Origin of the sequence: Parapedobacter lycopersici, assembly GCF_024643285.1 — a bacterium.
GTDB lineage: Bacteria > Bacteroidota > Bacteroidia > Sphingobacteriales > Sphingobacteriaceae > Parapedobacter > Parapedobacter lycopersici.
Genome location: NZ_JAMSLW010000001.1, coordinates 806,881 through 831,239 on the forward strand (window position 1 = coordinate 806,881; position 24,359 = coordinate 831,239).

Annotated in this window: 19 protein-coding genes; 8 read left to right on the forward strand and 11 right to left on the reverse strand. The window is 52.9% G+C overall.

Annotation, left to right across the window (positions count from 1 at the left end):
* The first annotated feature begins 1 nt into the window (after position 1).
* A complete protein-coding gene (locus tag NEV57_RS03600) occupies positions 2-1,204 on the forward strand; it encodes an MFS transporter (RefSeq protein WP_257656907.1) in 1,203 nt (400 codons plus the stop codon).
* Positions 1,205-1,229: 25 nt separating this feature from the next.
* On the opposite strand, the gene NEV57_RS03605 is transcribed toward NEV57_RS03600, so the two are convergent.
* Positions 1,230-2,054: an SDR family oxidoreductase gene (locus NEV57_RS03605; protein WP_257656908.1), complete on the reverse strand. Its 825-nt coding sequence runs from the start codon at positions 2,052-2,054 to the stop codon at positions 1,230-1,232.
* An 8-nt stretch (positions 2,055-2,062) separates the two neighbouring features.
* Positions 2,063-2,677 carry a recombination mediator RecR gene (gene recR, locus NEV57_RS03610; protein ID WP_257656909.1) on the reverse strand — a complete coding sequence of 205 codons (615 nt, stop codon included), beginning with the start codon at positions 2,675-2,677 and terminating at the stop codon, positions 2,063-2,065.
* 382 nt (positions 2,678-3,059) lie between these two features.
* On the opposite strand from recR, the gene NEV57_RS03615 reads away from it, so the two are divergent.
* From NEV57_RS03615 to mazG, 4 genes are all read left to right on the forward strand, one after another.
* Positions 3,060-3,770: an LOG family protein gene (locus tag NEV57_RS03615; protein WP_257656910.1), complete on the forward strand. Its 711-nt coding sequence runs from the start codon at positions 3,060-3,062 to the stop codon at positions 3,768-3,770.
* Positions 3,771-3,938: 168 nt separating this feature from the next.
* The gene (clpB, locus tag NEV57_RS03620) at positions 3,939-6,542 is read left to right on the forward strand and encodes an ATP-dependent chaperone ClpB (protein WP_257656911.1); all 2,604 of its coding nucleotides are present in this window, start codon (positions 3,939-3,941) and stop codon (positions 6,540-6,542) included.
* 211 nt (positions 6,543-6,753) lie between these two features.
* Entirely contained in the window at positions 6,754-9,264 is a 2,511-nt protein-coding gene (locus NEV57_RS03625; RefSeq protein WP_257656912.1) for a hybrid sensor histidine kinase/response regulator, read from the forward strand.
* Positions 9,265-9,342: 78 nt separating this feature from the next.
* Positions 9,343-10,146: a nucleoside triphosphate pyrophosphohydrolase gene (gene mazG, locus NEV57_RS03630; protein ID WP_257656913.1), complete on the forward strand. Its 804-nt coding sequence runs from the start codon at positions 9,343-9,345 to the stop codon at positions 10,144-10,146.
* On the opposite strand, the gene NEV57_RS03635 is transcribed toward mazG, so the two are convergent.
* Positions 10,141-11,241, reverse strand: coding sequence for a fatty acid desaturase family protein (locus tag NEV57_RS03635; RefSeq protein WP_257656914.1), 1,101 nt, complete (start codon positions 11,239-11,241; stop codon positions 10,141-10,143). The two genes, mazG and NEV57_RS03635, sit on opposite strands and share 6 nt — an antisense overlap.
* 180 nt (positions 11,242-11,421) lie before the next feature.
* Between NEV57_RS03635 and trpS the strand changes: the two genes are divergently transcribed.
* From trpS to kdsB, 3 genes are read left to right on the forward strand one after another with little or no spacing between them, the layout of a single operon-like run.
* On the forward strand, positions 11,422-12,417 hold the full coding sequence (gene trpS, locus NEV57_RS03640; RefSeq protein ID WP_257656915.1) for a tryptophan--tRNA ligase: 996 nt from the start codon (positions 11,422-11,424) through the stop codon (positions 12,415-12,417).
* 1 nt (position 12,418) lies between these two features.
* Complete coding sequence (locus NEV57_RS03645; protein WP_257656916.1) at positions 12,419-13,033, forward strand: deoxynucleoside kinase; 615 nt, start codon at positions 12,419-12,421, stop codon at positions 13,031-13,033.
* A gap of 19 nt (positions 13,034-13,052) precedes the next feature.
* Complete coding sequence (gene kdsB, locus NEV57_RS03650; protein WP_257656917.1) at positions 13,053-13,805, forward strand: 3-deoxy-manno-octulosonate cytidylyltransferase; 753 nt, start codon at positions 13,053-13,055, stop codon at positions 13,803-13,805.
* Between the two features lie 18 nt (positions 13,806-13,823).
* Here kdsB and NEV57_RS03655 read toward each other — a convergent pair whose 3' ends face one another.
* From NEV57_RS03655 to NEV57_RS03690, 8 genes are all read right to left on the reverse strand, one after another.
* On the reverse strand, positions 13,824-16,952 hold the full coding sequence (locus NEV57_RS03655) for a T9SS type B sorting domain-containing protein (RefSeq protein WP_257656918.1): 3,129 nt from the start codon (positions 16,950-16,952) through the stop codon (positions 13,824-13,826).
* 5 nt (positions 16,953-16,957) lie between these two features.
* Positions 16,958-17,971: a PorP/SprF family type IX secretion system membrane protein gene (locus NEV57_RS03660; RefSeq protein WP_257656919.1), complete on the reverse strand. Its 1,014-nt coding sequence runs from the start codon at positions 17,969-17,971 to the stop codon at positions 16,958-16,960.
* Positions 17,972-18,113: 142 nt separating this feature from the next.
* Entirely contained in the window at positions 18,114-18,980 is an 867-nt protein-coding gene (locus tag NEV57_RS03665) for a sugar phosphate isomerase/epimerase family protein (RefSeq protein ID WP_257656920.1), read from the reverse strand.
* A gap of 41 nt (positions 18,981-19,021) precedes the next feature.
* Positions 19,022-19,918, reverse strand: a complete 897-nt coding sequence (locus tag NEV57_RS03670) for an aldo/keto reductase (RefSeq protein WP_307876379.1) — start codon at positions 19,916-19,918, stop codon at positions 19,022-19,024.
* Complete coding sequence (gene bamJ / locus NEV57_RS03675; protein ID WP_257656921.1) at positions 19,902-20,636, reverse strand: BamJ family beta-barrel-assembly machinery protein; 735 nt, start codon at positions 20,634-20,636, stop codon at positions 19,902-19,904. The genes NEV57_RS03670 and bamJ overlap by 17 nt, the downstream gene beginning before the upstream one ends.
* A 58-nt stretch (positions 20,637-20,694) precedes the next feature.
* Entirely contained in the window at positions 20,695-21,909 is a 1,215-nt protein-coding gene (locus NEV57_RS03680) for an MFS transporter (protein ID WP_257657037.1), read from the reverse strand.
* An 83-nt stretch (positions 21,910-21,992) separates the two neighbouring features.
* Positions 21,993-23,327: a GH1 family beta-glucosidase gene (locus tag NEV57_RS03685; RefSeq protein WP_257656922.1), complete on the reverse strand. Its 1,335-nt coding sequence runs from the start codon at positions 23,325-23,327 to the stop codon at positions 21,993-21,995.
* A complete protein-coding gene (locus NEV57_RS03690) occupies positions 23,320-24,330 on the reverse strand; it encodes a glycosyltransferase family protein (RefSeq protein ID WP_257656923.1) in 1,011 nt (336 codons plus the stop codon). The genes NEV57_RS03685 and NEV57_RS03690 overlap by 8 nt, the downstream gene beginning before the upstream one ends.
* Positions 24,331-24,359 lie beyond the last annotated feature (29 nt).

Here is a 24,359-nt window from a genome sequence, read left to right on the forward strand (position 1 = left end):
TTTGAAGGCATTTTTACGTTTATATATCGATGCATACCGGGACCTGTCGCGCCCGGCCTGGATGCTGGCGCTGGTTATGCTGGTCAACCGGACGGGCGCCATGGTACTGCCGTTTCTGGGTATTTACATGACGCAGGCCCTCGGTTTCAGCATACCTGAGGTCGGTATCGTGCTGGCCTGCTTTGGCCTGGGCGCGGTTACCGGATCGTGGCTCGGCGGCTGGCTGACCGACCGGTTCGGTAATTTCTGGGTGCAGGCCCTCAGCCTGCTGCTGTCGGTACCCCTGTTCCTGGTAATGCCCCAGTTCACGTCGGTGGAAACGCTGGCTGCGGCTATCTATGTCCTGAGTGTCGTAACGGAATCCTTCCGCCCGGCCAATTCGGTTTCCGTGGCGCGTTATGCCCGCCCGGAAAACATTACCCGGGCCTTTTCACTCAACCGCATGGCCATTAACCTCGGCTTTTCAATCGGTCCGGCGCTGGGCGGCTTCCTGGCAGCCATTTCCTACAACTGGATTTTCTATGGCAACGCGCTGGGCGCCCTCCTTGCTACCGGGGTGTTTATTGCATTCTTCTACAAACGCAAAGGAACCGTACGTACGAAACCGGCTGGACAGGCAACGGAGCAAACCGCTCCTTCCCGGTCGCCCTACCGCGACTGGCCATTTCTGCTGTTCAGCCTCCTGTGCTGCCTGTATGCCATCTGTTTCTTCCAGCTGCTGAGTACCTTGCCCCTGTTTTACCAGCAGGGCCACGGGCTGGATGAAAAACAGGTAGGTATCATCCTGGGATTCAGCGGCTTCGTGGTCGTCATTTTTGAAATGCTACTGGTGCATATGGCCGAACGGCGGCTTTCCTACGCGGGCAGTATATTGCTGGGCACCGTGCTTTGCGCTGCTTCTTTTGCCATGCTTCCCATACCAACCGGTTACTGGATACTCTATGCTTCCATTTTTCTGCTCAGCATCTCGGAAATACTGGCGATGCCCTTCATGGCATCCGTTGCCGTAAAGCGCGCTTCCAGGCAGCATCAGGGAGCCTACATGGGCCTTAACGCACTGGCTTTTTCCGCCGCACATGTGTTTTCGCCCTTTCTGGGCACACGGATTGCGGACACGTACGGGTTCAATACGCTCTGGTGGCTTACCGTAATCGTACTGGTTGTCATATCCGCCGGATTTTACACCGTAGTAAAGCGGATGTAAAAACTTCAGAGTCCAGCCGGCCTTTTTATTTGATAAGGGGGTTCTTTTCTTTCGCAAACAGCTTGAAAACCTGCTGATCTACCCAGGCGGGCAGCAGCTTGTTCATCCATACGGCCAGTTTGCCCTGCCGGGTCATGACGAGGGTACGCCTGCGGCGGATAACACCCGTTACAATGCGTTCGGCAACTTCCCCGGCGGTCATCATGCTGGCTTCGTCCATACTGGTTTCGCCGTGGGCGGTACCGGCGGCGTCCAGTGCCGTCTCCCGGATGCTGGATGCGGTAAACCCAGGGCACGCAAGCATGACATGCAATCCGGTCCGGAGGTTTTCAACGCGCAGCGATTCCATAAAGCCATGGATGGCAAATTTGGATGCCGAGTAGCCTGTCCGGCCCGGCAATCCGCGGTATCCGGCGATGGACGACACAGCCACCACCGATCCGCGGCTGTGGAGCAGCGCGTCCAACGCATACTTGGTACAGCATACCGTGCCCCAGAAGTTCACATCCATCAACCGGTGTAATACGGCCAGGTCCAGGTCGGCAAACAGCGCCCGCATGCTGATACCGGCATTATTAACCAGTACGTCCACCCCGTTAAAGGTCGATATCGCCTGATCCACCAGCGCTTTGCAGTCCGCTTCCCGGGCTACATCGCACTGCACGGCCACTGCACGTACCGCATATTGCGCTTCAAGCGACCGGGCAATTTCGCACAAGTCTACATACCGCCTTGCACCCAGCACCAGGTTAGCGCCGCGGCGGGCAAAAGCTTCTGCACACGCCAGGCCAATGCCCGAAGAGGCCCCGGTAATGATAACAGTTTTATTCCGAAGTGATGTGCTATCCATAGGGTCTGTTATGCAATGCTCCGTTCGTAAGGCACCCGGGTGGCAATCGAACGGCCGAGTGTTACTTCATCGACGTATTCCAGTTCCCCGCCAAATGCAATTCCGCGGGCAATGGTGCTGATCTGCACACCGAAGGTTTTCAGTTTCTTATAGAGATAAAAAATGGTGGTATCCCCTTCCATGGTCGCGCTGAGGGCCAGGATAACCTCCTGCACCCCTCCTGCTTCCAGGCGTTTCACCAGGCTGTCGATCTGCAGGTCAGACGGACCGATACCGTCCATCGGCGAAATCAACCCACCCAGCACGTGGTACACACCATGGTACTGGTCGGTATTTTCAATGGCCATCACATCGCGCGTATCCTCTACAACGCAGATCAATCCTTTATTCCGCTTATGCGAGGCACAGATTTCACAGGTTGCCTGGTCGGAAATATTATGGCATATACCGCAGTGCCTGATCTCACGTTTCAGCCGGTCGAGTGTTTCCGTAAAACGCGACACGTCGGTTTCCGGCTGCTTCAGCAGGTGCAGCACCAGGCGCAACGCGGTTTTCTGTCCTACGCCCGGCAGCCGGCCGAACTCCGCCACGGCCTGTTCCAGCAACTTGGAGGAAAAATTCATGGAACAAAGATAGGAAAACGTAAATTTGTATGGTATAGCCAATCCGGAATTATCCAAGAAGCCCAAATCGCTGTTTTAAACGAAGACCATACCGCATTCCGGACCGGGATATGCAGCAGATTTCTTCGGAGTGAGTCCAGTATGAGTCCAGTGTAACTCCAGTGTGAGTCCAGTATGAGTCCAGTATTTTCCGAAAAACACCGGACGCACCCCGGATCCATGCTCAACATAGACTGCATCCATAGCGCAGCAGGCTCCTGCTAAATACGTACACGGCTTTACGAGCTTCCGGAGCCGCAATCAAGATGGGGTAAGGCGTGCTGCATCAAATATCGCTACCTTAATGTGAAATTTATTATTTTAGCAAAAATCAGCAAGTTTTATGGCAAGGACACGGGAAGATAAAATCATCAGGGCCTTTGAAAACAAAACCTGGCAGGAAATCAAGGTCAAGGATTCCTGGCAGATTTTTAAAATCATGGCCGAATTTGTGGATGGCTTCGAAAAACTTGCCAAAATAGGCCCCTGCGTATCCATGTTCGGTTCGGCCCGGACCCCGCAGGATCATCAGTATTACAAACTGGCCGAGGATATTGCCCGCCTGCTTACCGAGCGGGGGTACGGTGTGGTATCGGGCGGCGGACCGGGTATTATGGAAGCAGCCAACAAAGGCGCCTATGAGGCCGGCGGAAAATCCGTGGGGATTAACATCGAACTGCCCTTCGAGCAATTCCATAACCCCTATATCGATTCCGACAAGCTCCTACAGTTTAACTACTTCTTTGTGCGCAAGGTAATGTTCATGAAATATTCCCAAGGTTTTATCGTGCTTCCAGGCGGTTTCGGGACGATGGATGAGCTATTCGAGGCACTGACCCTGATACAGACGGGGAAAATCGCCCGGTTTCCTATTGTACTTGTGGGGGTAGATTATTACGGCGGGTTGTTTGAATGGGTAAAAAAGACCATGCTGGAAGCAGGCAATATCAGTCCGGAAGACCTCAACCTGTACCGACTGGTGGATACGGCCGAAGAAGCCGTGACACACATTTTCCGGTTCTACGACAAATACCTGCTGAAGCCGAATTTTTAGCGATTACAGGAATGTACGGAACAGGATCGACTGCATTTTTTTCAGCATAACCCGTTAGTCAGCAGTCAATTAGTCAGAAACAACAGATTATACACGACAAAATTTCCGATTTACCAATCAAATCGGCACTGGTATTTGTTTTGATCATATCCCAGCAAAACTAAGCATATGAATTTTAACAATTATACCATAAAAGCCCAGGAAGCGGTACAGAAAGCTTCTGAAATTGCACTGGGTAATCAGCAACAGGCGATTGAAACGGCCCACCTACTTAAGGCGTTGCTTCTCGTAGACGAAAATGTGGTGAGCCACCTGCTCAAAAAGCTCAACGTCAACGTAAGGCACGTGGAAGAGGAACTCGATAAACAAATAGCCGGGTTTCCCAAGGTAAGCGGCAGCAACATTTACCTGTCGTCCACGGCAAACACCGCCCTGCAGAAGGCGCAGTCGTACCTGAAAGAATTCAAAGATGAATTTGTATCCATCGAACACATCCTGCTCGGCCTGCTGGGCACGGGTGATCAGACCGCCGCACTGCTGAAGGACCAGGGTGTGACCGAGAAGGACCTGAAAAAAGCCATTTCGGAATTACGGGGCAGTGCGCGGGTGACCGATCAAAATGCAGAGGCGACTTACAATGCCCTGAACAAATATGCCCGCAACCTCAATGAATTTGCGGAATCGGGAAAACTCGATCCGGTGATCGGGCGCGACGAAGAGATCCGCCGGGTGATCCAGATCCTCTCCCGCCGTACGAAAAACAATCCCATCCTGGTGGGCGAGCCCGGTGTGGGCAAAACAGCCATCGCCGAAGGGATCGCACACCGCATCATCCAGGGTGACGTTCCGGAAAACCTCAAATCGAAGACCGTATACTCACTGGATATGGGCGCATTAATTGCCGGCGCCAAATACAAAGGGGAATTTGAAGAGCGACTCAAGGCCGTCGTCAAAGAGGTGACACAGAGCGACGGGGAGATCATCCTGTTTATTGATGAAATCCATACGCTTATTGGAGCGGGTGGCGGTGAAGGGGCCATGGATGCAGCCAATATCCTTAAGCCTGCACTCGCCAGGGGCGAGCTGCGGGCCATAGGTGCCACCACACTCAACGAATACCAGAAATACTTTGAGAGAGATAAGGCCCTGGAACGCCGTTTCCAGAAGGTGATGGTGGAAGAACCCGATACGCAGGATGCGATTTCCATCCTGCGCGGACTGAAAGAGCGTTACGAAACGCATCACAAAGTCCGGATTCTCGACGAAGCCATTATCTCCGCCGTGGAACTGTCCCAGCGTTACATCAGCGACCGATTTTTACCTGACAAGGCCATCGACCTGATGGACGAAGCCGCCTCCAAGCTCCGGCTGGAGATGGATTCGGTACCGGAGGCTGTCGATGAAATCGAGCGCCGGATCATGCAGCTGGAAATCGAGCGGGAGGCAATCAAACGGGAAAAAGACACCAAAAAAGTGAGTGAATTGAGTGAGCAGATTGCTAACCTCACCGCCGAACGCGATTCCCTGCGTGCTGCATGGCAGAGTGAAAAGACGCTCGTGGACAACATCAACCACGAAATCGAGCAGATCGAAAACTACAAGCTGGAAGCCGATCAGGCCGAGCGGGCGGGCGATTATGGCAAAGTAGCGGAAATCCGTTACGGCCGCATCAAGGAGTCCCAGGATAAAGTGGATGCCCTGAAGAGTGAACTAAGCGAAAAACAAAGCGGCAGCCGCATGCTTAAAGAAGAAGTGACCGCCGATGATATTGCCGACGTGGTAGCGCGGTGGACCGGCATTCCGGTTAGCCGGATGGTTCAGAGTGAACGGGAAAAGCTGTTGCACCTGGAAGCCGAATTGCACAAGCGGGTGGCCGGGCAGGACGAAGCGATTGAAGCCATCTCGGATGCAATCCGCCGTTCACGGGCCGGACTGAGCGACGTCAAACGCCCCATCGGTTCGTTTATTTTCCTGGGCACCACCGGCGTGGGCAAAACCGAGCTGGCACGGGCACTGGCCGAATTTCTCTTCAACGACGAACATTCCATGGTGCGGATTGACATGAGTGAATACCAGGAACGGCACTCGGTATCGCGCCTGATCGGGGCGCCTCCGGGATACGTGGGTTATGATGAAGGCGGGCAGCTCACGGAAGCCGTGCGACGCCACCCGTATTCGGTTGTACTGCTTGATGAGATCGAAAAGGCACACCCGGATGTATTCAACATCCTGCTGCAGGTGCTGGACGATGGCCACCTGACGGATAACAAGGGACGGACGGTGAATTTCAAGAACACCATCATCATCATGACCTCCAATATCGGCTCACACCTGATCCAGGAGAACTTCAGCCAGTTGACTGACACGAACCGGGAGGAAGTCGTTGCCAAAACACGCAGCGCGGTCTTCGAATTGCTGCAACAGACCATCCGGCCTGAGTTTCTCAACCGCATCGATGAGGTCATCATGTTTACGCCACTGAGCCGGAATCAGATCGGGGAAATCGTGCACATGCAGTTTGCCCATGTACAGCAGCAGCTGGCCGAAATGGGTATCCGGCTTACAGCCAGCGAAGAAGCGCTCGACTGGCTCGCCCAGCTGGGATACGACCCGCAATACGGCGCACGGCCACTCAAAAGGGTGATACAGAAACACATCCTCAACGAGCTGTCGAAGGAAATCCTGGCAGGCAACATCGATAAGGAAAGTACGATTAAGCTGGATATGTTCGACAATAAGTTTGTGTTCCTTAACGAAAAACAGGAAGCATAAGAGCTGCGTATCCCGCAATCAACACCCGTCGTAATCAGATCAACGGACTGTGGACAAAATCCACAGTCCGCTTTTATTTTGAAGCGTTCAAAAGCTGCACAGCCCGTGATTTATCGGCCTTTGGCGTACGGGGAACGGGGTATGGCAGGCAGCGGCCGGCGATTTAGCACAATTTTTGGTATCTTTACGTTCAGTAACATTGGGGTATTCCATGCCAACACCGCACATACAGTCAACAGGAAGCGTGCAGCGCAAGGTGATCTTCGTGTTTATAAGCTGCGCCGTGGCGCTGGTGCTCGCCTGGGTAATCAGCCGGGTGGCCTTTACCGAAATGATGGACACCGTGGACAGCATTACCGCGCCCGACCCCAAGCTGGAGATGGTAAGCCAGATATCGCGGGATATCATGCGACTCGACCAGCTGCAGCGCGCCCAGGCTTTCCTCAATTCCGGCAAATACAGTAGCCTGACCAACGAATCGGCAGTCATCGTATCCGCGCTTGATTCACTGAAATCGCTCTATCAGTACAGTTCCATCCAGCAGCAGCGCATTGATTCCATCAAAACCCTGCTTACCCAGCGTGACGGGCTATTTGACGCTTACGTGAAAGTACGCGAAAAGGTGGTCGACAGCGATGCGTTTTCCAAGCAGCTGGACTCCCTCAGCAAAGTAATCTACGAACCGTCGGGCGACAGCACCATTGTAACCACCGAAAGGAAACGCCGTACGACTACCATTTCGGACGATACGGACAACATGGATACGGTAGTGCCGGTGAACCCGGATGATAAGGGATTTTTTGCCCGGCTGTTCGGCTCACGCAGGCGGACGGAAGCGCCGCCGCAGGCCGTTGAGGAAAGACGGATGGTAGAGGAAGAGCTGGAAACCATCGTAGACACGATCCGGGCCGCCCAGCACGACAGCACACTGGCCAAAATCGACAGCGCCGTGCAGCTCTTTCAGCTGCGCCAGCAGCAGCAGCGCGAACTGTTCGTCAGCCAGGAAATGGAATTGACCATTGCAGGAAATGCGCTGATAAGCAATATGCTGAACATTTTACAGTCTGTGGAAAACGAGGCGATGCTGCAGCTGGAAGCCGACAATCAACAGGCCAAGACCGTGGTCAGTGACAGCGTATGGCGGATCAGTGCCATTTTTCTCGGGTTTTTTATCATTACCACCATCATGGTATACCTCATCCTGCAGGACATCAGCCGGAATAATGCATACCGTATCGCACTGGAGGCGGCAAAAGAGGAGGCCGAGTACCATGCAGCAGCCAAACAGCGGTTTCTCGCCAACATGAGCCACGAGCTGCGCACCCCACTGCAATCCATCATCGGATATGCCGAACAGCTGAAGCAGGACATTACGTTCGACTCTCCGAAAATCAACGCCATTTATCAGTCGTCCGAACACCTGTTGCAGATCGTCAACGAGATACTGGACTACAGCCGGATCACTTCCGGCAAAATCGTACTGACGGAGAAACCCTTCATCCTGCTTGAACTGGTAAACAATGTGGTATCCGTGATGCGTATGCAGGCGTCCAGCAAAGCCCTTGACCTGGTGCTTAACACCCGCATCCTGGGTTCCGGACACCTGCTTGGCGATGCATTCCGGATCAAACAGATCCTGTTTAACCTGCTCAGCAATGCCATTAAGTTTACAGACCGGGGGAAAGTGACGCTGAATGTCAGCACCGTCGTGTACGAGAAAAAGACGGAATTGAATATTGTGGTTAAGGATACCGGAAAAGGGATACCCGCAGATGACCTGGAACGTATTTTCAATGATTTTGAGCAGTCGGAGAATGCCAATTCCGGTGTATATTTCGGGAGCGGCCTGGGACTGAGCATCGTCAAGGCGATCTGCGAAAGTATGGGCGGAAAAATCCGTGTGGAAAGTAAAAAAGGATACGGTTCGGTCTTTAAGGTCAACCTTCCCCTGCAGGCCGCCACAAAACCGGAAGCAGCACCGGCGTCCGTTGTCCAGCCGGCCGCGTTCAACGGTAAAGTGTGGATTGTTGATGACGATCAGCTGATACTGGGTCTATGCCAGAGCATCCTCAATAAACACCACATTGCCTACCGGTGTTTTGCCTCCCCCAGCGAATTGCTGTCGGCAGCATGGGACCCCGAAGTAACCGTCATCCTGATGGACATCCGTATGCCGGAAATGGACGGCACACAGCTTAACCGGGAGCTGGAGAAGAAAATACCTGCCGACGCGGAGGTAAGCCGGTTCGCTTTTACGGCACAGGCACTGCCGGAGGAACAGGAGGAGATTCTGGCCCAGGGATTCGATGGCCTGTTGCTGAAACCTTTTAAGGAAGCAGATTTACTGGAACTCCTGCACATCCATGGAAAGGATACACCGCCCATCAAGGACGATACCATGATGCAGCTGCTGGCCACGGACGATGAAGAGCAGGCAAACCGCTTCCTCCAGTTATACATCGCCGACACGCTGTCGGATTTAAGTGCCCTGCAGGCACAGTATGAAAAAAAAGACCTGCCCGGAATGGAATTGCTGCTGCATCGCATAGCCGGGCGTACCGCCCAGGTGGGTGCCGACAAAATCGCCTTCCGGCTGCGCAAACTGGAAATCGATACCCGCAACGGGGAGCTGCCGGATGCGGCCGAATATGCACGTTCCGTAACCGAACTCACCGGTTTTGTGCAGCAGCTGCAAATCCACACCGTATCGTCCATGGCCTAAACGAAATGGCAAGCGTCCGCAATTATATTGCGTATCAACGTGAATTTAGCTAAGTTTGACGGTAAAAAAATACACGCCATGTCCCATACACCTCCCCCGGCCCGGCAAACGCCGGCCACGGCCTTTGAACGCCTACTCCTTGTGTTAAACACGCTTCGGGCAGAATGCCCGTGGGACCGGAAGCAGACCATGGAAACCCTCCGGCACCTCACCATAGAGGAAATGTATGAACTGGGGGATGCTATTCTGGACAACGACCTGGATGAGGTGAAAAAAGAGCTTGGCGACCTGATGATGCACCTCGTTTTCTACGCCCGGATTGCAGCGGAGCAGGAAGCTTTTGACATTACCGATGTACTTAACGGTGTATGTGAGAAGCTGATTTCCAGGCATCCGCATATTTACGGCAACGTAAACGTAAACGACGAGGAAGATGTGAAACGGAACTGGGAACAGCTGAAACTAAAAGAAGGCAACAAATCCGTACTGGGGGGTGTACCACGCTCCCTGCCGGCCCTGGTAAAAGCCTACCGCATCCAGGACAAGGTGCGGGGTGTGGGATTCGACTGGGAGGAGAAAGCGCAGGTCTGGCAGAAAGTGGAAGAAGAGCTGGCCGAGTTCAAACGGGAATTTGACACGGAAGCCGGCCAGGCGATCGACGCCGAACGTGCGGAGGCCGAATTCGGGGATCTGCTGTTTTCACTGGTCAATTACGCCCGTTTCATTGGCATCAACCCCGAAAATGCACTGGAACGCACCAATAAGAAATTCATCAAGCGGTTTTCGCACCTGGAAAAGCGCGCCGGGGAAACCGGCAAAAACCTGAAAGAGATGACGCTGGCAGAAATGGATGTTTATTGGGAAGAAGCAAAGAAACTATAGCTCGCCGGTATTAAACAGGTTCTCTGCCATCCCCTGCTTTTTCAGCAGCACAAAGTGCGACCGCACGGCTTTTATTGCCGGGTAACAGGTATATGGCAGACTGTACTCCTTTGCATACCGTTTGATTATCGGCGTTATATAGGGATAATACGTGTGCGCGACATGCGGGAACAGGTGGTGGGCCACATGATGTGTAAAACCACCGAAGAGGAAGTTCGCAATGGGACTGTCGGCACTGAAATCCTTGGTAACCATCATCTGGTGTTCTGCCCAGGTGACATCCATTTTACCATCGACAGGCGGCAGCGGAAAGACCGCTGTTTCGTCGACGTGAGTGGAAATCAGCGCAATAACACCCAGCAGGCTACCGAAGATATGCATGCAAAGCCAGCCCAGTACCACAATATACCAGGGCTGGTTCAGCACGATCAGGGGGATGCCGATCAGGTAAAACAAGTTGAACAGCTTGGCCGCGAACAGCCTGTAATATTCGATCCGTGGTATCCGGATGATGCGTTTGATGTAATTGTCCTTCGTGCCGTAGAAATCCTTGAAATCGCGTATGAACAGCCAGTTGAGCGTATACAGCGGATACAGTAAAAACATGTAGATATGCTGATAACGGTGTTGGCTGAGGTGCTCGCTGTCCGGGAAGATACGTACCAGGTCACTCTGTTTAATGTCGGTATCCCAATGCTGGATATTGGGATAAGGGTGATGCAGCAGGTTGTGCCGCTTGCCCCATAGCCAGCTGTTGCTGCCGAAGAGTTCCAGCACATACATGAACCGCTGATTGTCTTTCCGCTTCTTGAATACCGCCCCGTGGGCCGCATCATGGAAAGCATTGATAAACAGCATGATCATGGAAAAACCAAGGAGGATATAAAACAAAAACAGGAGTGGCGTATAATTGCCGAACAACAGGATACCGGCATAAAAACCCAGGTAAAGGAACAGCAGGAAGTAGGTTTTAATTACATTACGCCGCTGAATACGCTTATCGCCGAGTACCTTTTCCTGTACTTCGCGCTGGAGCTTCTTAAAAAAATCATCGGGGCCAGCTTTCTTATATGTAGGTTTTACAAGTCCTTCCATAATATACTTCCATTGCAAAGGTTATCCCTGCAAAAATAGGGATTCTTTGTCACATGAATGCCAATAAGCAGGTAATCCTTACATTCACTTAACAATAAATATACCGAACCGCCCGCCGGTGTTAAATTCACCGGACAAACCACCGAACTTACCTAATATTTCCTTATTTTCGTCACCATTATGGAAACAGTCGTGAGCGGTATCCGGAGTACCGGAAAATTGCATTTAGGAAATTATTACGGGGCGATCACCAATTTTGTGAAGATGCAGCGGGAGTACAACTGTTACTTCTTTATTGCGGATCTGCACGCACTGACCACGCACCCGACACCGGAAGATCTCTATGCCAACGTACGCCAGGTGGTGGTGGAATACCTAGCGGCCGGAATTGATCCGGAGGCAGCCACGATATACATTCAGTCGGATGTACCCGAAGTGGCCGAATTATACCTGTACCTTAACATGAACGCGTACGTGGGTGAACTGGAACGTGCCGCGTCGTTCAAGGACAAGGTGCGTGCAAACCCCGATAACGTAAATGCGGGATTATTGACCTATCCCGTACTGATGGCCGCGGACATCCTGCTCCACCGCGCAACCAAAGTTCCTGTTGGCAAGGACCAGGAACAGCACCTGGAAATGTCGCGTACCTTCGCCAATCGCTTTAACCGGCTGTATAAAACGGAATACTTTGCGGAACCCTATGCTTTTTCTTTCGACAGCAAACTGGTTAAAATACCGGGACTGGACGGCAAGGGCAAAATGGGTAAATCCGAAGGTGAAGCCAATGCAGTATACCTTTCCGATTCCCCGGAGGTGATCCGGAAAAAGGTGATGCGTGCGGTTACCGACAGCGGCCCTACGGTGCCGAACCAGCCGAAAGCCGACGCCATCCAGAACCTGTTCGACCTGATGGCCGTGGTTTCCAGTCCAGATACGGTGCAGCATTTTAATGAACAGTATAATAACTGCGCCATCCGCTATGGCGACCTGAAGAAACAACTGGCGGAGGATATGATTGCCGCCACCGAGCCGGTTCGTACACGCATCCATGAAATTTCAAACGATAACGACTATATTAGCAATGTAATCCGTATGGGAAATGAAAAGGCGCGGGAAAGCGCCCGGAAGACCCTGACAGAAGTACGCGAAATCATTGGATTCAGGAAATTTTAACATGCATATTGCCATTGTAGGAAATATCGGTGCGGGGAAAACCACGCTTACCCAGCTGCTGGCCAACCACCTGAAATGGGAACCCCAGTTTGAGGCGGTGGACGACAACCCGTATCTGGAGGATTTTTACAGCGACATGAAGCGCTGGGCATTCAACCTGCAGATTTATTTCCTCAACAGCCGATTCCGCCATATTGTACAGCTGCAGCAGAAAGACATCAACATCATCCAGGACCGGACCATCTATGAAGACGCGTATATTTTCGCGGAGAACCTATACGACATGGGGTTGATGAGCGCCCGCGATTTCGAGAATTACAGCGGTATCTTCGAAAGCATTGTTTCATATATTAAACCGCCGGATCTGCTGATTTATCTCCGGGCTTCGGTACCGACCCTAGTGGATAACATCCAGACGCGCGGAAGGGAATACGAAGCGAATATCCGCCTGGACTACTTATCCAAGCTCAATGCAAAATATGAAAAATGGATCACGAACTATGCATCCGGCAAGCTGCTTATCCTAGATAAGGACAAGCTTGATTTTGCCAACAAGCCGGAGGACATGGGGTATGTGCTTCAAAAGGTAGAAGCCGAGCTGTTCGGCTTGTTCTGATCCCTTATCCCCCATCGCTATGCCCCATAAGATCATTGCTATCATTCCCGCCCGTTATGCTTCCTCCCGTTTTCCCGGGAAGCCGCTGGTGGATATTGCCGGCAAGAGCATGATCCGGCGGGTCTATGAGCAGGTACAGCAGTGCAAGCACCTCAATGAGGTTGTTGTGGCAACGGACGACAGCCGCATTTTTGACCACGTACGGGCATTCGGCGGCCGCGTGATGATGACCGCGGCTACGCACCAGAGCGGGACCGACCGTTGTGCAGAGGTGGTAGCGGCCCACACGGGGTTCGACCTGGCGATCAATATCCAGGGTGACGAGCCATTTATCCACCCCGATCAGCTTGACCTGGTGGTCAGCTGCTTAACCAAACCCGGTGTGCAGATTGCCACACTGATTAAAAAAATCACGGCAAGTGAAGAACTATTCAACACCAATTCACCGAAGGTGGTGGTTGATGTGAACGGCCGGGCGCTTTATTTCAGCCGACAGGCTATCCCGTTCCAGCGCGGCGTGCCGCCGGAAGACTGGCTGCAATCCCACAGCTATTTCAAACACATCGGGATTTATGGGTTCCGGACCAACATACTCGCGCAGCTTACAGCGCTGCCTGTATCCCCGCTGGAGGGCACGGAAATGCTCGAGCAATTGCGCTGGCTGGAAAACGGATACCCGATCCAGACCGCGGAAACAACCCATGAAACCATTGGCATCGACAATCCGGAAGATGTGGAGCGGGTTTTAAAAATCCACTACGGAAAGCATTAGTCTTCAGCAGTCAGCCGATTACCGTAACAGGTTGAGACTGCCTTTCAGGGCAGGGTATTCATTCCCCAGATCAATTAAGAAGTAATAAGCACCCACCGGTAGGTTGGTGCCACGGTATTGTCCGTTAAACGGAGCATCCGTACTCCTTCCTTCATACACCAGCTGTCCCTGCCGGTCGAATATCCGGACAAGGGCACGGGTATATCGTTCAAGCCCTGTGGGGAACCAGGTATCATTATAGCCATCACCGTTCGGACTGAAAGTATTTGGAATACCTAGGTCGTCACCATTGAATGTATTTACGGTAATCTGTCCCGTGGAGATCCGGCATCCCCGGGCATCCACAACCTCCAAGACATAAACCCCGGCGGGCACACCCGAAAGGTCTGCCTCTTGGCCCACAGACAAGCCCGCTTCGTCATACCAATTGTAGGTGTATGGTGCCGTTCCGCCGGCCACTGTTATTCCCCCGATGGCCCCCGTATTGGAGTCACGTGCAACGTCATGGACCTGCAGGGCATCCGTGTTGAGTGCCAGCGGAGCGGCTTCTTCCAGCAGGAATTCCCGTGGATCAAGCACCTCACAGCCTGCCTCATTGATCAACATCAGCCGGTAAATACCTGGAGACAGGCCCTCAGCCCGCATGTCACTGCCCACTTCCGTGCCGTTGCTGTCCAACCAGCGCCATGCGGTCGGTCGTATGGTATTGCTGCCCCAATCAATCTCCAGCACACCATCGTTGCTGATACAGGAAGGGTGTTCCGCTGAAACCGCATATTCGGGAAATACCACTTCTTCCTGAACTACCTCATACCAATCGGAAATGGCCTGGCATCCCTCTTCAGTAGCGGCAGAAAGGTGGTAGCGACCCACGGGCACATTTACCAATTCCAGGGTATTGCCTACCACCCGTCCGGCTTCGTCCCGCCATTCGAAACTAACGGTCCCTTCGACCGTCAGGCCGGTGATGCGGCCCAGTGTAGTTCCGTCGCAGCTTCCCGGAATGATCTCCAGCGACTGCTCGTCGAACTGCGGTATGCCGATTTCCTGGACATCAACGATTGCCGCCCAAATCGTGTCGCAGTCGGTATCACCCACCAGGGCTAACCGATATGTCCCTCCGCTGGTAATGTCGTGCAGGTCCGGTCCCTTGCCCATCCTTGTTCCCCGCTCATCCAACCAGAAAACCTCCAGCCCTTCCATACCGGAAAGGCCGATGTCCGTGATCTGTCCCGGACCGTCGCAGGTAATGTGCTCCACCTGCATAGCCGACAGATCGGCCCGTGGGCCTTCGATGGCTATAGGATACTCCTCGTAACAATTTTCGGAGATATACGCCCGGAGAAAATACGTTCCCGGCGGCACGTCGCGCAAGGGTAATGTCCCGCCTGTCCCGGCCGGTCCTACCGGATTGTTCCATTCATCAAACCATTGCAGTCTGATAATCTCATGATTTCCGGTTGCAGCCTGATAGTAAGTTGAAACCACCCGGAGGTTTTCTACGCGGCCAACCGGCGCTCCGCATTCGGCGGCAGTTACCCGCATATCTTCGGCATAGAACCGCCACTCCGGCAGGTGCAATTCATAATTTTCAAAAGTCATCGAACTGTTTCCATTACGCAATATACAGGTATATTTACCCGGGCCAAGGCCTTCGATTCTGGGTTCGGGGCCGCTTTGTAAAAGCCTTCCTTCTTCATCATACCACTCGATCTGCAACGTATTAATGTAATTGATTACTTCGATAGCCCCATTGTCCCCTTCGCAGTCCGGGTGAGTCAGTATAAAGTTATCGCGGTGTTCTGCGTATTTATTCTCGAAACCCACCTGTGTATAAGCGGATGATTGATTGCCTATCACCGCATTGGCGGTAAGCTCCTTTTCAGAAAAATCGCCGCGGATCTCCCAATTGCCGTTGGCATCAGCCGTGGTTTTTCTGAAGAATGTAACCGGACTTGTAATTTCGCAATCCGTATCGTCGTCGTAGATGTAAATCTCGGCGTTCGGGGAAGCGACACCCCCGAATACACTAGGGCTATTTTCCAGCACTTCGATGGTCGGATATGTCGCCTGAGTCCAGAATGGATAGTAGACACAGTCGAAACTGTTTTTACGCACCGCTGCGACACCGGTAATCCCTGCGCCGTCGCGGGTAAAAGTATTAACGTCTGCGGCCTCATCCGTACCGATCTCCACGAATACCTGGTCCGGCGGCACATTGGTCTTGATTTCCAGCCAACCGATATTTTGATTGCCATATATGCCGATATCCTGGTAACTGTTATCCAGTTGAAGAAAATCATCATATAACTGGTTATCTCGGAACACACCCGATTCGCTATTGTTAAGCTGCGCGCCGGACAGGAATTCGTTATTTTCCACGGAGAAGTCGCTTAGCTGGAAACGTGCGCCGGCACCCACCCTGTTGCCCTGGTCCGGCGACGCTCCGCCAAACAACACGTCCGACCCGGTGATGCGCAAGGCCATCGTTTCCGAATTCCCCCGGTTTTCATCGCCGTTGGTATTTATGCCGATCCAGTTGGACTGTACGGTAACGCCCGTCGGCGTACCAGTTTGCCCCCGTTGAATATTGATGTGGACAGAGTTGTCGTCGAATACGTTACCCATTCCCGGTTTTCCGATGATTATCGCACTGCCTCTTGTCACCTGAATGGCATAATAAGAAGCGTTATTGGATTCCTGGCCGTACAACGTATGAAATCCCGTAATGTAGAGCCCGTAAATCTCAACGCGGTCGGCGTTTACGATACTTAGCGCTCCTGCATTATCATTGGTGTAGACACCTACGTTGGGTGCAATCCGTACTTTCGCGTCGCTGGCATCAAATGGATCACCCGGCTGCGAAGTGCCGTCGATGATTACATTCGACGTGACATCCGGTAATTTACTATCCAGCAGGATCGTCCGGGCTTCCAACGATCCGCCAGGCAGGTTGAATAAAATCCGGTCCTGTCCGCTTGTTCCGTTAGCCGCCGCCTGCAACAATGCATCCCGAAGTGTGCCGGGCCCACTATCGGCACTATTGGTTACAGTAAAGTCTGTTGCATAGACAGGCAGCAGGCACCCCAGCAGCAAACTGGCCAGCAGGGCCAGCGTCCGGAAACAGGATATGGAGGTGTTTCTCATGATGCTCAAAACAAGATCTGCGGACAATACACCTTAAAGCGGTTGTTTAACAATAGTCCCAATACGATCTCGTGGCTGCCGTGCGCCAGCGTGCGTACCGGTCCCGTATTGAAATCATAGGAATAACTCAGGTTCAGCAGCGAGCTGATATTGAACCCCGCCATTGCCGAAAATGACTCATGGTTGCGGTAACCGCCACCCACCCACAGCCGGTCACGGAATGCCAGCTTCACGTTATAGTCACCTACCATAGGCAACCCCGCAAGCGACTTGAACAGTACCGAGGGTACCACCGCCATGTCATCCCCCAGATGTACCTTGTAGCCCGCCATCAGGTAAAACTGCTGCGCCGGTGCATCCCGGCTGGCCACGCTCCCCGACAGTGCCAGCGGATTACCCACCAGCTGCTGCGCCGACACCCCCAGGAAAAACCGGGCGCCGTATAGCCAAAGCCCGATTCCGAGGTCGGGCGAAGTCCGGCTCTCCGCATACTGTCCGAGAATGGGATCGCCGGGTGTTTCCGTTGTTGCGCCGCTAGCGTCGAACCGCACCTGGGAAATCCCCCCATTGATTCCGGCGGAGAGGTTAATCGTTTCTGCTATCCGCAAATGATAAGCATATCCCAACTGCGCATCGGTTCGCCGGAACTGTCCGGTACGGTCATACTGCAGAATTACCCCCAGCCCGTGGTGTGGCTCTGAAGCCCGGTAACGGTGGGAATACCCTCGGCTGTAGGGGTTGTACCCCCCTTCGGGAAACGAATTGGCCCCGTCCTGGATATGGTTGTTTCCAATCGGCATATTTCCCGACAGGTATAGCGTCTGTGGCGCTCCTTCCACCTCCTGCCATTGGCTTCGCACCCCTGCCTTTACATCGACATACCGCTCAATGCCCGCCACTGCCGGATTGATCAAAAAGCTATTGAACAGGTACTGCGTATACTGTGGCTTCTGTTGGGAATAAACATGTACGGTAATGCATAATGCAAGTAATATCAGGCCAGTTGTTCGATGGCGCATAAATAGGTTTACTTGTTAGTCAACAACAAGTATAGTCAAAATATCTCTGACAATCAAGTAGGTAAAGGCAAAAACAGCCTCCCCGGCCTGCCGGTTCAAAACACGGCAGGTGGGGAGGCTGGATCAATGAGATAATTTTCGGCTATAAACTTCCTGCGGTCAGAATCTGTCGGAAGTTTTTTACGCTCTGGGCGACGTCTTCGGTATTATTTTCCCAGTTATATTCATACTCAGCGGAGATATTACCTTTGAAACCCTGGCGTTTCAACTCGGCGATAACCCCGGCTACATTGCTGACCCCGGTTCCCCAATGTACATCGTGGGTTTCCGGCGACTTTGCCTCCAGGTCCTTAAAATGTACGCTCTTTACATGGCCTTCCAGTTGTTTCAGGCATGCCACGGGATCCAGTCCGGACCGTACCCAGTGCCCGATGTCGGCACATGCGCCAACGTAATCACTATTCGCTTTCGCCACAGCCGCCAGCACAATCGCTGGATTCCAGTACGGTGTCGGGTTGGGGTGATTGTGGATACCCACTTTTATCTTATACTGGCTGGCGAGCTGTCCTACCAGCGGCAGGAATTCCTCCTTGGGTTCGGAGTTGATGGTCTGGATACCCATGGCATCGGCAAAGGCAAACAGCTGTTTCCATTCCGCTTCGGTATTTCCGTTAACCACGCCAAAAGCAACCAGTTTCACGCCTTTCTTCCGCAATTCCTTTAAGATAGCCTTTTGCGTAGTCGCATCCATTTTATAATCAAATTTACCGGCCATTCCGCCGCCGAGTTCCTGACCGTTATAGGCCTCAACGGATTGCAGGCCGGCACTTTTGGCCTTATCCACCGCTTCAAAAAAAGTAAACTCCTTAAACGTATACGTCTGCGCCGAGAGACTCCAGCCTAATTTCTTCTCTGGATACGACTGACCGTTTACATGGGATACCGGCAATGCCGCCGCCAGTGCAAACAGCACGAGGGCGCCGATTTTTGTTGTTAGGTAATGTTTCATGGTTTATACTGATTTAATTACAACATTGATTCATTGGAAGATTACCGGTGTAGCTCATAATGAAAGTCCCGTACCGATCCGCGCAGCCGTTGCCGCTGTATTTCCGTCAGCCCCCAGGCCGTTTTCCCTGCCTCAATGGCTTCGTCGAGTTGAGCAGGTGTCCGGATGCCAAGCGCGGCGGTTGCCACTGCCGGATGGCTCAACACATAGCGCAGTGCAATATCCACGCTTGAAACGCCAATTTCGCCTGCTATGCCCGCTACCGCTTTTGCTGCCCGGGCGACCTCGCTTTCTGTATATTGCAAGTAACTGGCTGCTGCTTTTCCCGTCAGTAACCCCTGGGCAATAGCCCCGCGGGAAATCACGCTGATCTGATGTTCTCCGAGCAGATCCAGCACCGCTTCTTCAGGCCGGTGATCCAGCAGGCTGTACTGCATCATCACACTGACGATATTGGAACGCCGGATATACTCCCGGATTACATTCGGCCGGATGGAGGAAATGCCATACCAGCGGATTTTCCCCTGTTGCTTAAGCTGCTCAAAGGCTTCAATGGTTTCATCAATCGGATCGTCAATCGTGCCACCGTGCAGCTGGTAAAGATCAATATAGTCCGTTTTAAGTCGCTTAAGACTTTGTTCTGCACATTTCAGGATATAATCTTTACTTGGGTTCCAGTCCCAGCCGCTGCCGTCTGCCCGCCATTGGTTACCTGCCTTGGTTGCGATGACCACCTGCTTGCGGATCGGTTTCAGTGCTTCCCCGACGTAGGCCTCGTTAAGGCCCTTCTGATAAAGGTCGGCCGTATCAAAAAAGTTAATACCATGATCGGCCGCTTTCAGCAGCATATCGGTATTTGCCTTTTGGTTTTCTCCCAAAGACATGCATCCGAATGCTACCGGACTGATGTATAAATCCGATTTACCGAGCTGGTTCATCTATGGGTTCCACAACAGCAGGCGCCTCCGCGGCACCCTTTTTTACTGTGATCAATTCAATATCAAAGATCAGCGGGCTGAATGGCGGAATATCCGGTCCGGCCCCCTGTTCGCCGTATGCCAATTCATAAGGTACGTAAATGCGATAATGCGCTCCTGCCGTCATCAGCTGCAGGCCTTCCTGCCAGCCCGCGATAACCCGCCCCAGTTCAAACGTTACCGGCTCGCCCCGGTCATATGAGCTATCAAAGACCTTACCATCACTCAGCTCACCGCGGTAATGTACAGTCACGGTATCCGCGGGCGTTGGCTTCTCCCCCGTTCCTTCCCGGATCACTTCATATTGCAGGCCGGATGCCGTGGTCTTTACGCCTTCCCGCGTCCGGTTGCTTTCCATGAATGCGTCCGCTTGTCCTTTAAGCCGGCCATCCAGCTGCCCCTTTGCTTCCGTAACCGTATGCACAATCAGCTCGCGTATTAAATCGGCATCAAAACCGGTTTCTTCGCCGGCAAGTGCCGCAGCGACTGCCTTGGCCATTACTTCGGTATTGACCTGCTCGATACCGGTACGTTTCAGGTCCTGACCAATCGACAATCCAAAGGCATAGGCCACTGAATCCGCGTGGTTTGTCAACGGGGTTTTGGCGGCTTGCTGCGCAACGGCCACGCCAACATTCAAAAGTGCCGCGAAGGCAATTACGATACTGCTAAATCTCATGTTAATTTCTGTTTATCCGGCTTATTTACCGTGTCAAATATACACACTGCCTTTATTTTTAGGCGTGTCTTTTATTTAAATCCGGCAAAAATGCAGCCGTTATCCCAATAAGCGGCAAAAAAGCACAGATATGGTAGACGTAATCAATTCCTTTTGTATCGGCGATCTGACCAAGCACCGCGGAACCGACGCCGCCCATGCCGAACGCAAACCCGAAAAACAAACCCGAGACCATCCCGACATTGCCCGGCAGCAATTCCTGCGCATATACCAGAATGGCCGAAAATGCCGAGGCAATGATCACGCCGATGACGAACGAGAGCACCACCGTCCACAGCAGGCTGGCGTAAGGCAGTGCCAGGGTAAACGGGGAAGCGCCCAGGATGGAAAGCCAGATCACGTATTTGCGTCCAATGCGGTCGCCCAACGGGCCGCCAATCATTGTACCCGCCGCCACCGCGAAAAGGAAGATAAACAGATATACCTGAGACTCCTGCACGGATACCCCGAATTTATCGATCAGGTAAAATGTATAGTAGCTGGTGAGGCTGGCGAAGTAAAAATACTTGGAAAAAATCAAGATCAGCAGCACGGCGATGGACAGGACTACTGTCCGGCGGGGCAGCGTCTGCTGCACCACCACTTCGACCTTGTTTTTGCGCAAGATGTAGTTACGGATGGATTTGGGTTTATACCATTTTCCGATACGGTAAAGAATAATGATTGCCGCCAATGCGGCAATGGAAAACCAGGCCACGTTAAACTGTCCGAACGGGGCGATCAATGCAGCGGCCAGCAGCGGGCCGATGGCACTGCCGGCGTTTCCCCCTACCTGAAAAAGCGACTGGGCGAAACCACGGCGGCCGCCAGAGGCAACATACGCCATACGGGATGCTTCCGGGTGAAACACGGAGGACCCCACGCCCACCATCGCGACAGACACCAATAGCCACGCATAGTTCGGCGCGAATGCCAGCAGGATCAACCCGATGAGGCTGAACCCCATTCCGAGAGGCAGCGCATAAGGATACGGCCTCCGGTCGGTCAGCACGCCAACGACCGGCTGCAGGAGTGATGACGACAACTGGAATACCAACGTGATCAACCCGATCTGGGAAAAGCTTAACCGGAATGAATCCTTGACAAGCGGGTAAATTGACGGGATCAGGGACTGGATGGTATCGTTGAGCAAATGGGAAAAACTCAACGCGAACAGTACCGCGTATATGGTTGGGGAAACTTCCTTCGATATAACTGATTCTTCTGATTTCATGTGTACGGATTCAACGGAACGCAAAGCTACAAAATCTTTCATTCAAAGCCTTTTTTTCCGGAAATTGGCGAGGAAGCGCCGTCTTACGAACGAAGGAATCCGGCATACCACCGGCCTGAATCCTTGATGATCCGCTGCTGTGTTTCCGCATTCACGTGTACCAGGCCGAACCGCGGGGAATAGCCCTCGGCCCATTCAAAATTATCGGTAAGCGTCCATGCGAAATAGCCGTGTACATTCAGGCCCTCCTGTCTGGCGCGGAGCACCTGCGCCAGGTTGGCTTCCAGGTACTGCTGACGCAATGGATCCTGGACACGTCCGTTCACCACCTCGTCCGGGAATGCCGCACCGTTCTCCGTGATGTAAATACGCGGCACATTCGTATAGGCGCTGAATTTGCTGATCATTTCGTAAATAGCCTGCGGGTACACTTCCCATCCCATTTGGGTAGTCAGTGCAATACCGCGGTTCCGGGGCGGTACCAGCCGTGCACGCAGGTAGGGTACGATCCACGCATGCCGCACGACCTCCCGGGTGTAATTCTGAAGACCGATAAAATCAAAGGCAAATGGCAGCTCTTTTTCATCGTTGGGCTGCATATACGCCTCGATCCCCTGCAGGGCTTTAAGATCGGCCACCGGATACCCCAGTCCGAGGATCGGTTCGATAAACATCCGGTTAATCAGCGCATCGGCCCTTATGGCCGCCTGCACATCCCGTTCCCGGTTGCGCAGGGGATGCACGCTGGAGCAGGAAAAAGTTGTACCGACCATTGCCTGTGGCAGTGCCGAACGGAGCACCCGGCCTACCCTGCCCATGGCCATCGTGGCGTGGTGGGCTGCGGGAAAGAAATTCCGCAGTCCTGTAAGCCCGGGCGCATGCACACCGAAAAAGTAACCGGCCCCGGTAAATACCGCCGGTTCATTGAGTACCATCCAATGCCCTACCCGGTCGCCGAAGTGTGTTACCGCACAGGCCGCATAGTCTTCCAGCCAGCCGACGACATCGCGGTTAGTCCATCCGCCACGGTCCTGTAACACCTGCGGGAGATCCCAGTGGTAAAGCGTAATCCAGGGTGTTATGCCGCGTGCTAGGCAGGCATCGATCACTTGGTTATAGAAGTCAACGCCCTGCTGATTCACTTTTCCCGTACCCTGGGGCATTATACGGGGCCATGATAATGAAAACCGGAAATTCGGGATGTTCATTTCCTGGATCAGGTCAATATCGCCGGCATACCGCTGGTAAAAGTCGCAGGCCGTACGGGCATGGTCACCGTTCTTTATTTTTCCCTTCCGGGCCGTGAACGTATCCCAGATGGATGGGCTCCGGCCGTCTGCAGTACTGGCACCTTCAGTCTGAAACGCTGCGGAAGACACACCCCATTGGAAATTGGCACCGAAATCACTGCTAACCATTCGATAACAGGGGGGTTATTGCGTGCGTATCCAGCAATTTATCAACAATCGCCTGCGTACAATCGGGATAGTCTACCCGAGCAGTTGCCTTGCTGTTTAGCCAGGTTTCAATAGCGACGTCATTTTTTGGCTTGAGGTTCTTGATAACCGGCACACCCAGCTGTTCCAGTGCTGCGGCATTGAGGTGCTGTTCATATTGGTTTTTCATCGGCACAACCAATAATTTCTTCTGTAAAAACAGTGATTCCGCAGGTGTTTCAAATCCAGCGCCGCACAGCACCCCCGCAGCAGCGGCCATGCTTTTGATGAATGCCTCATTGGCAATGGGTTGGACATGTACGTTACGCAGCGTAAACGGTTTCCGGTTATGCTTGGAAAATACCTGCCAGTGGATATCGGGGAACCGCATCAGGTGCTTAATTAGTCGCGCATCATCATAGGCAGGAAGATAAACCGTGTAATGCTCGCGGTCGTGCACATCGAGCTGGCGCACCTGCTGACGGATTACAGGCGTGAATATCCGTTGATTATAGGCCTTGAAATGGAACCCGTAGCTGATGGAAGTAGGTGCATAATTGCGCATGATCAGCTTGCCCATTACATCCGCATCCTTGGGTTTCGGCGACTGCGGATCGAGTGCGGCTGCCTGATGGCTTAAGCCAACACACGTTTTGTCTTTGATGTGGCAGGCCCAGGCGGATATCGGCTCGAAATCGTTGATAACAAGATCATAATCCGCAATTGGCAGGGAGTTTACTTCCTGCACCAGCCGGCGGACCGTGGAACTCATGAACGTTTTCCAGAGGTCGACCCCCCCGGATTTTCCAAAAATAAAACTTAGGCCATGCATCCGGTACTTTACCGGAAACGGAAGCTGCAAGTCTGCCTGTATGCCACTTACCAGCACATCCACCGTAGCCCGTCGTTGCAGGCAGGGCACGACATCCATTGCTCTGCTTAAGTGGCCATTACCGGTACCCTGTACCGCGTATAGAATTTTCATCGATCAGATAGTAACAAGAGCCGACACAA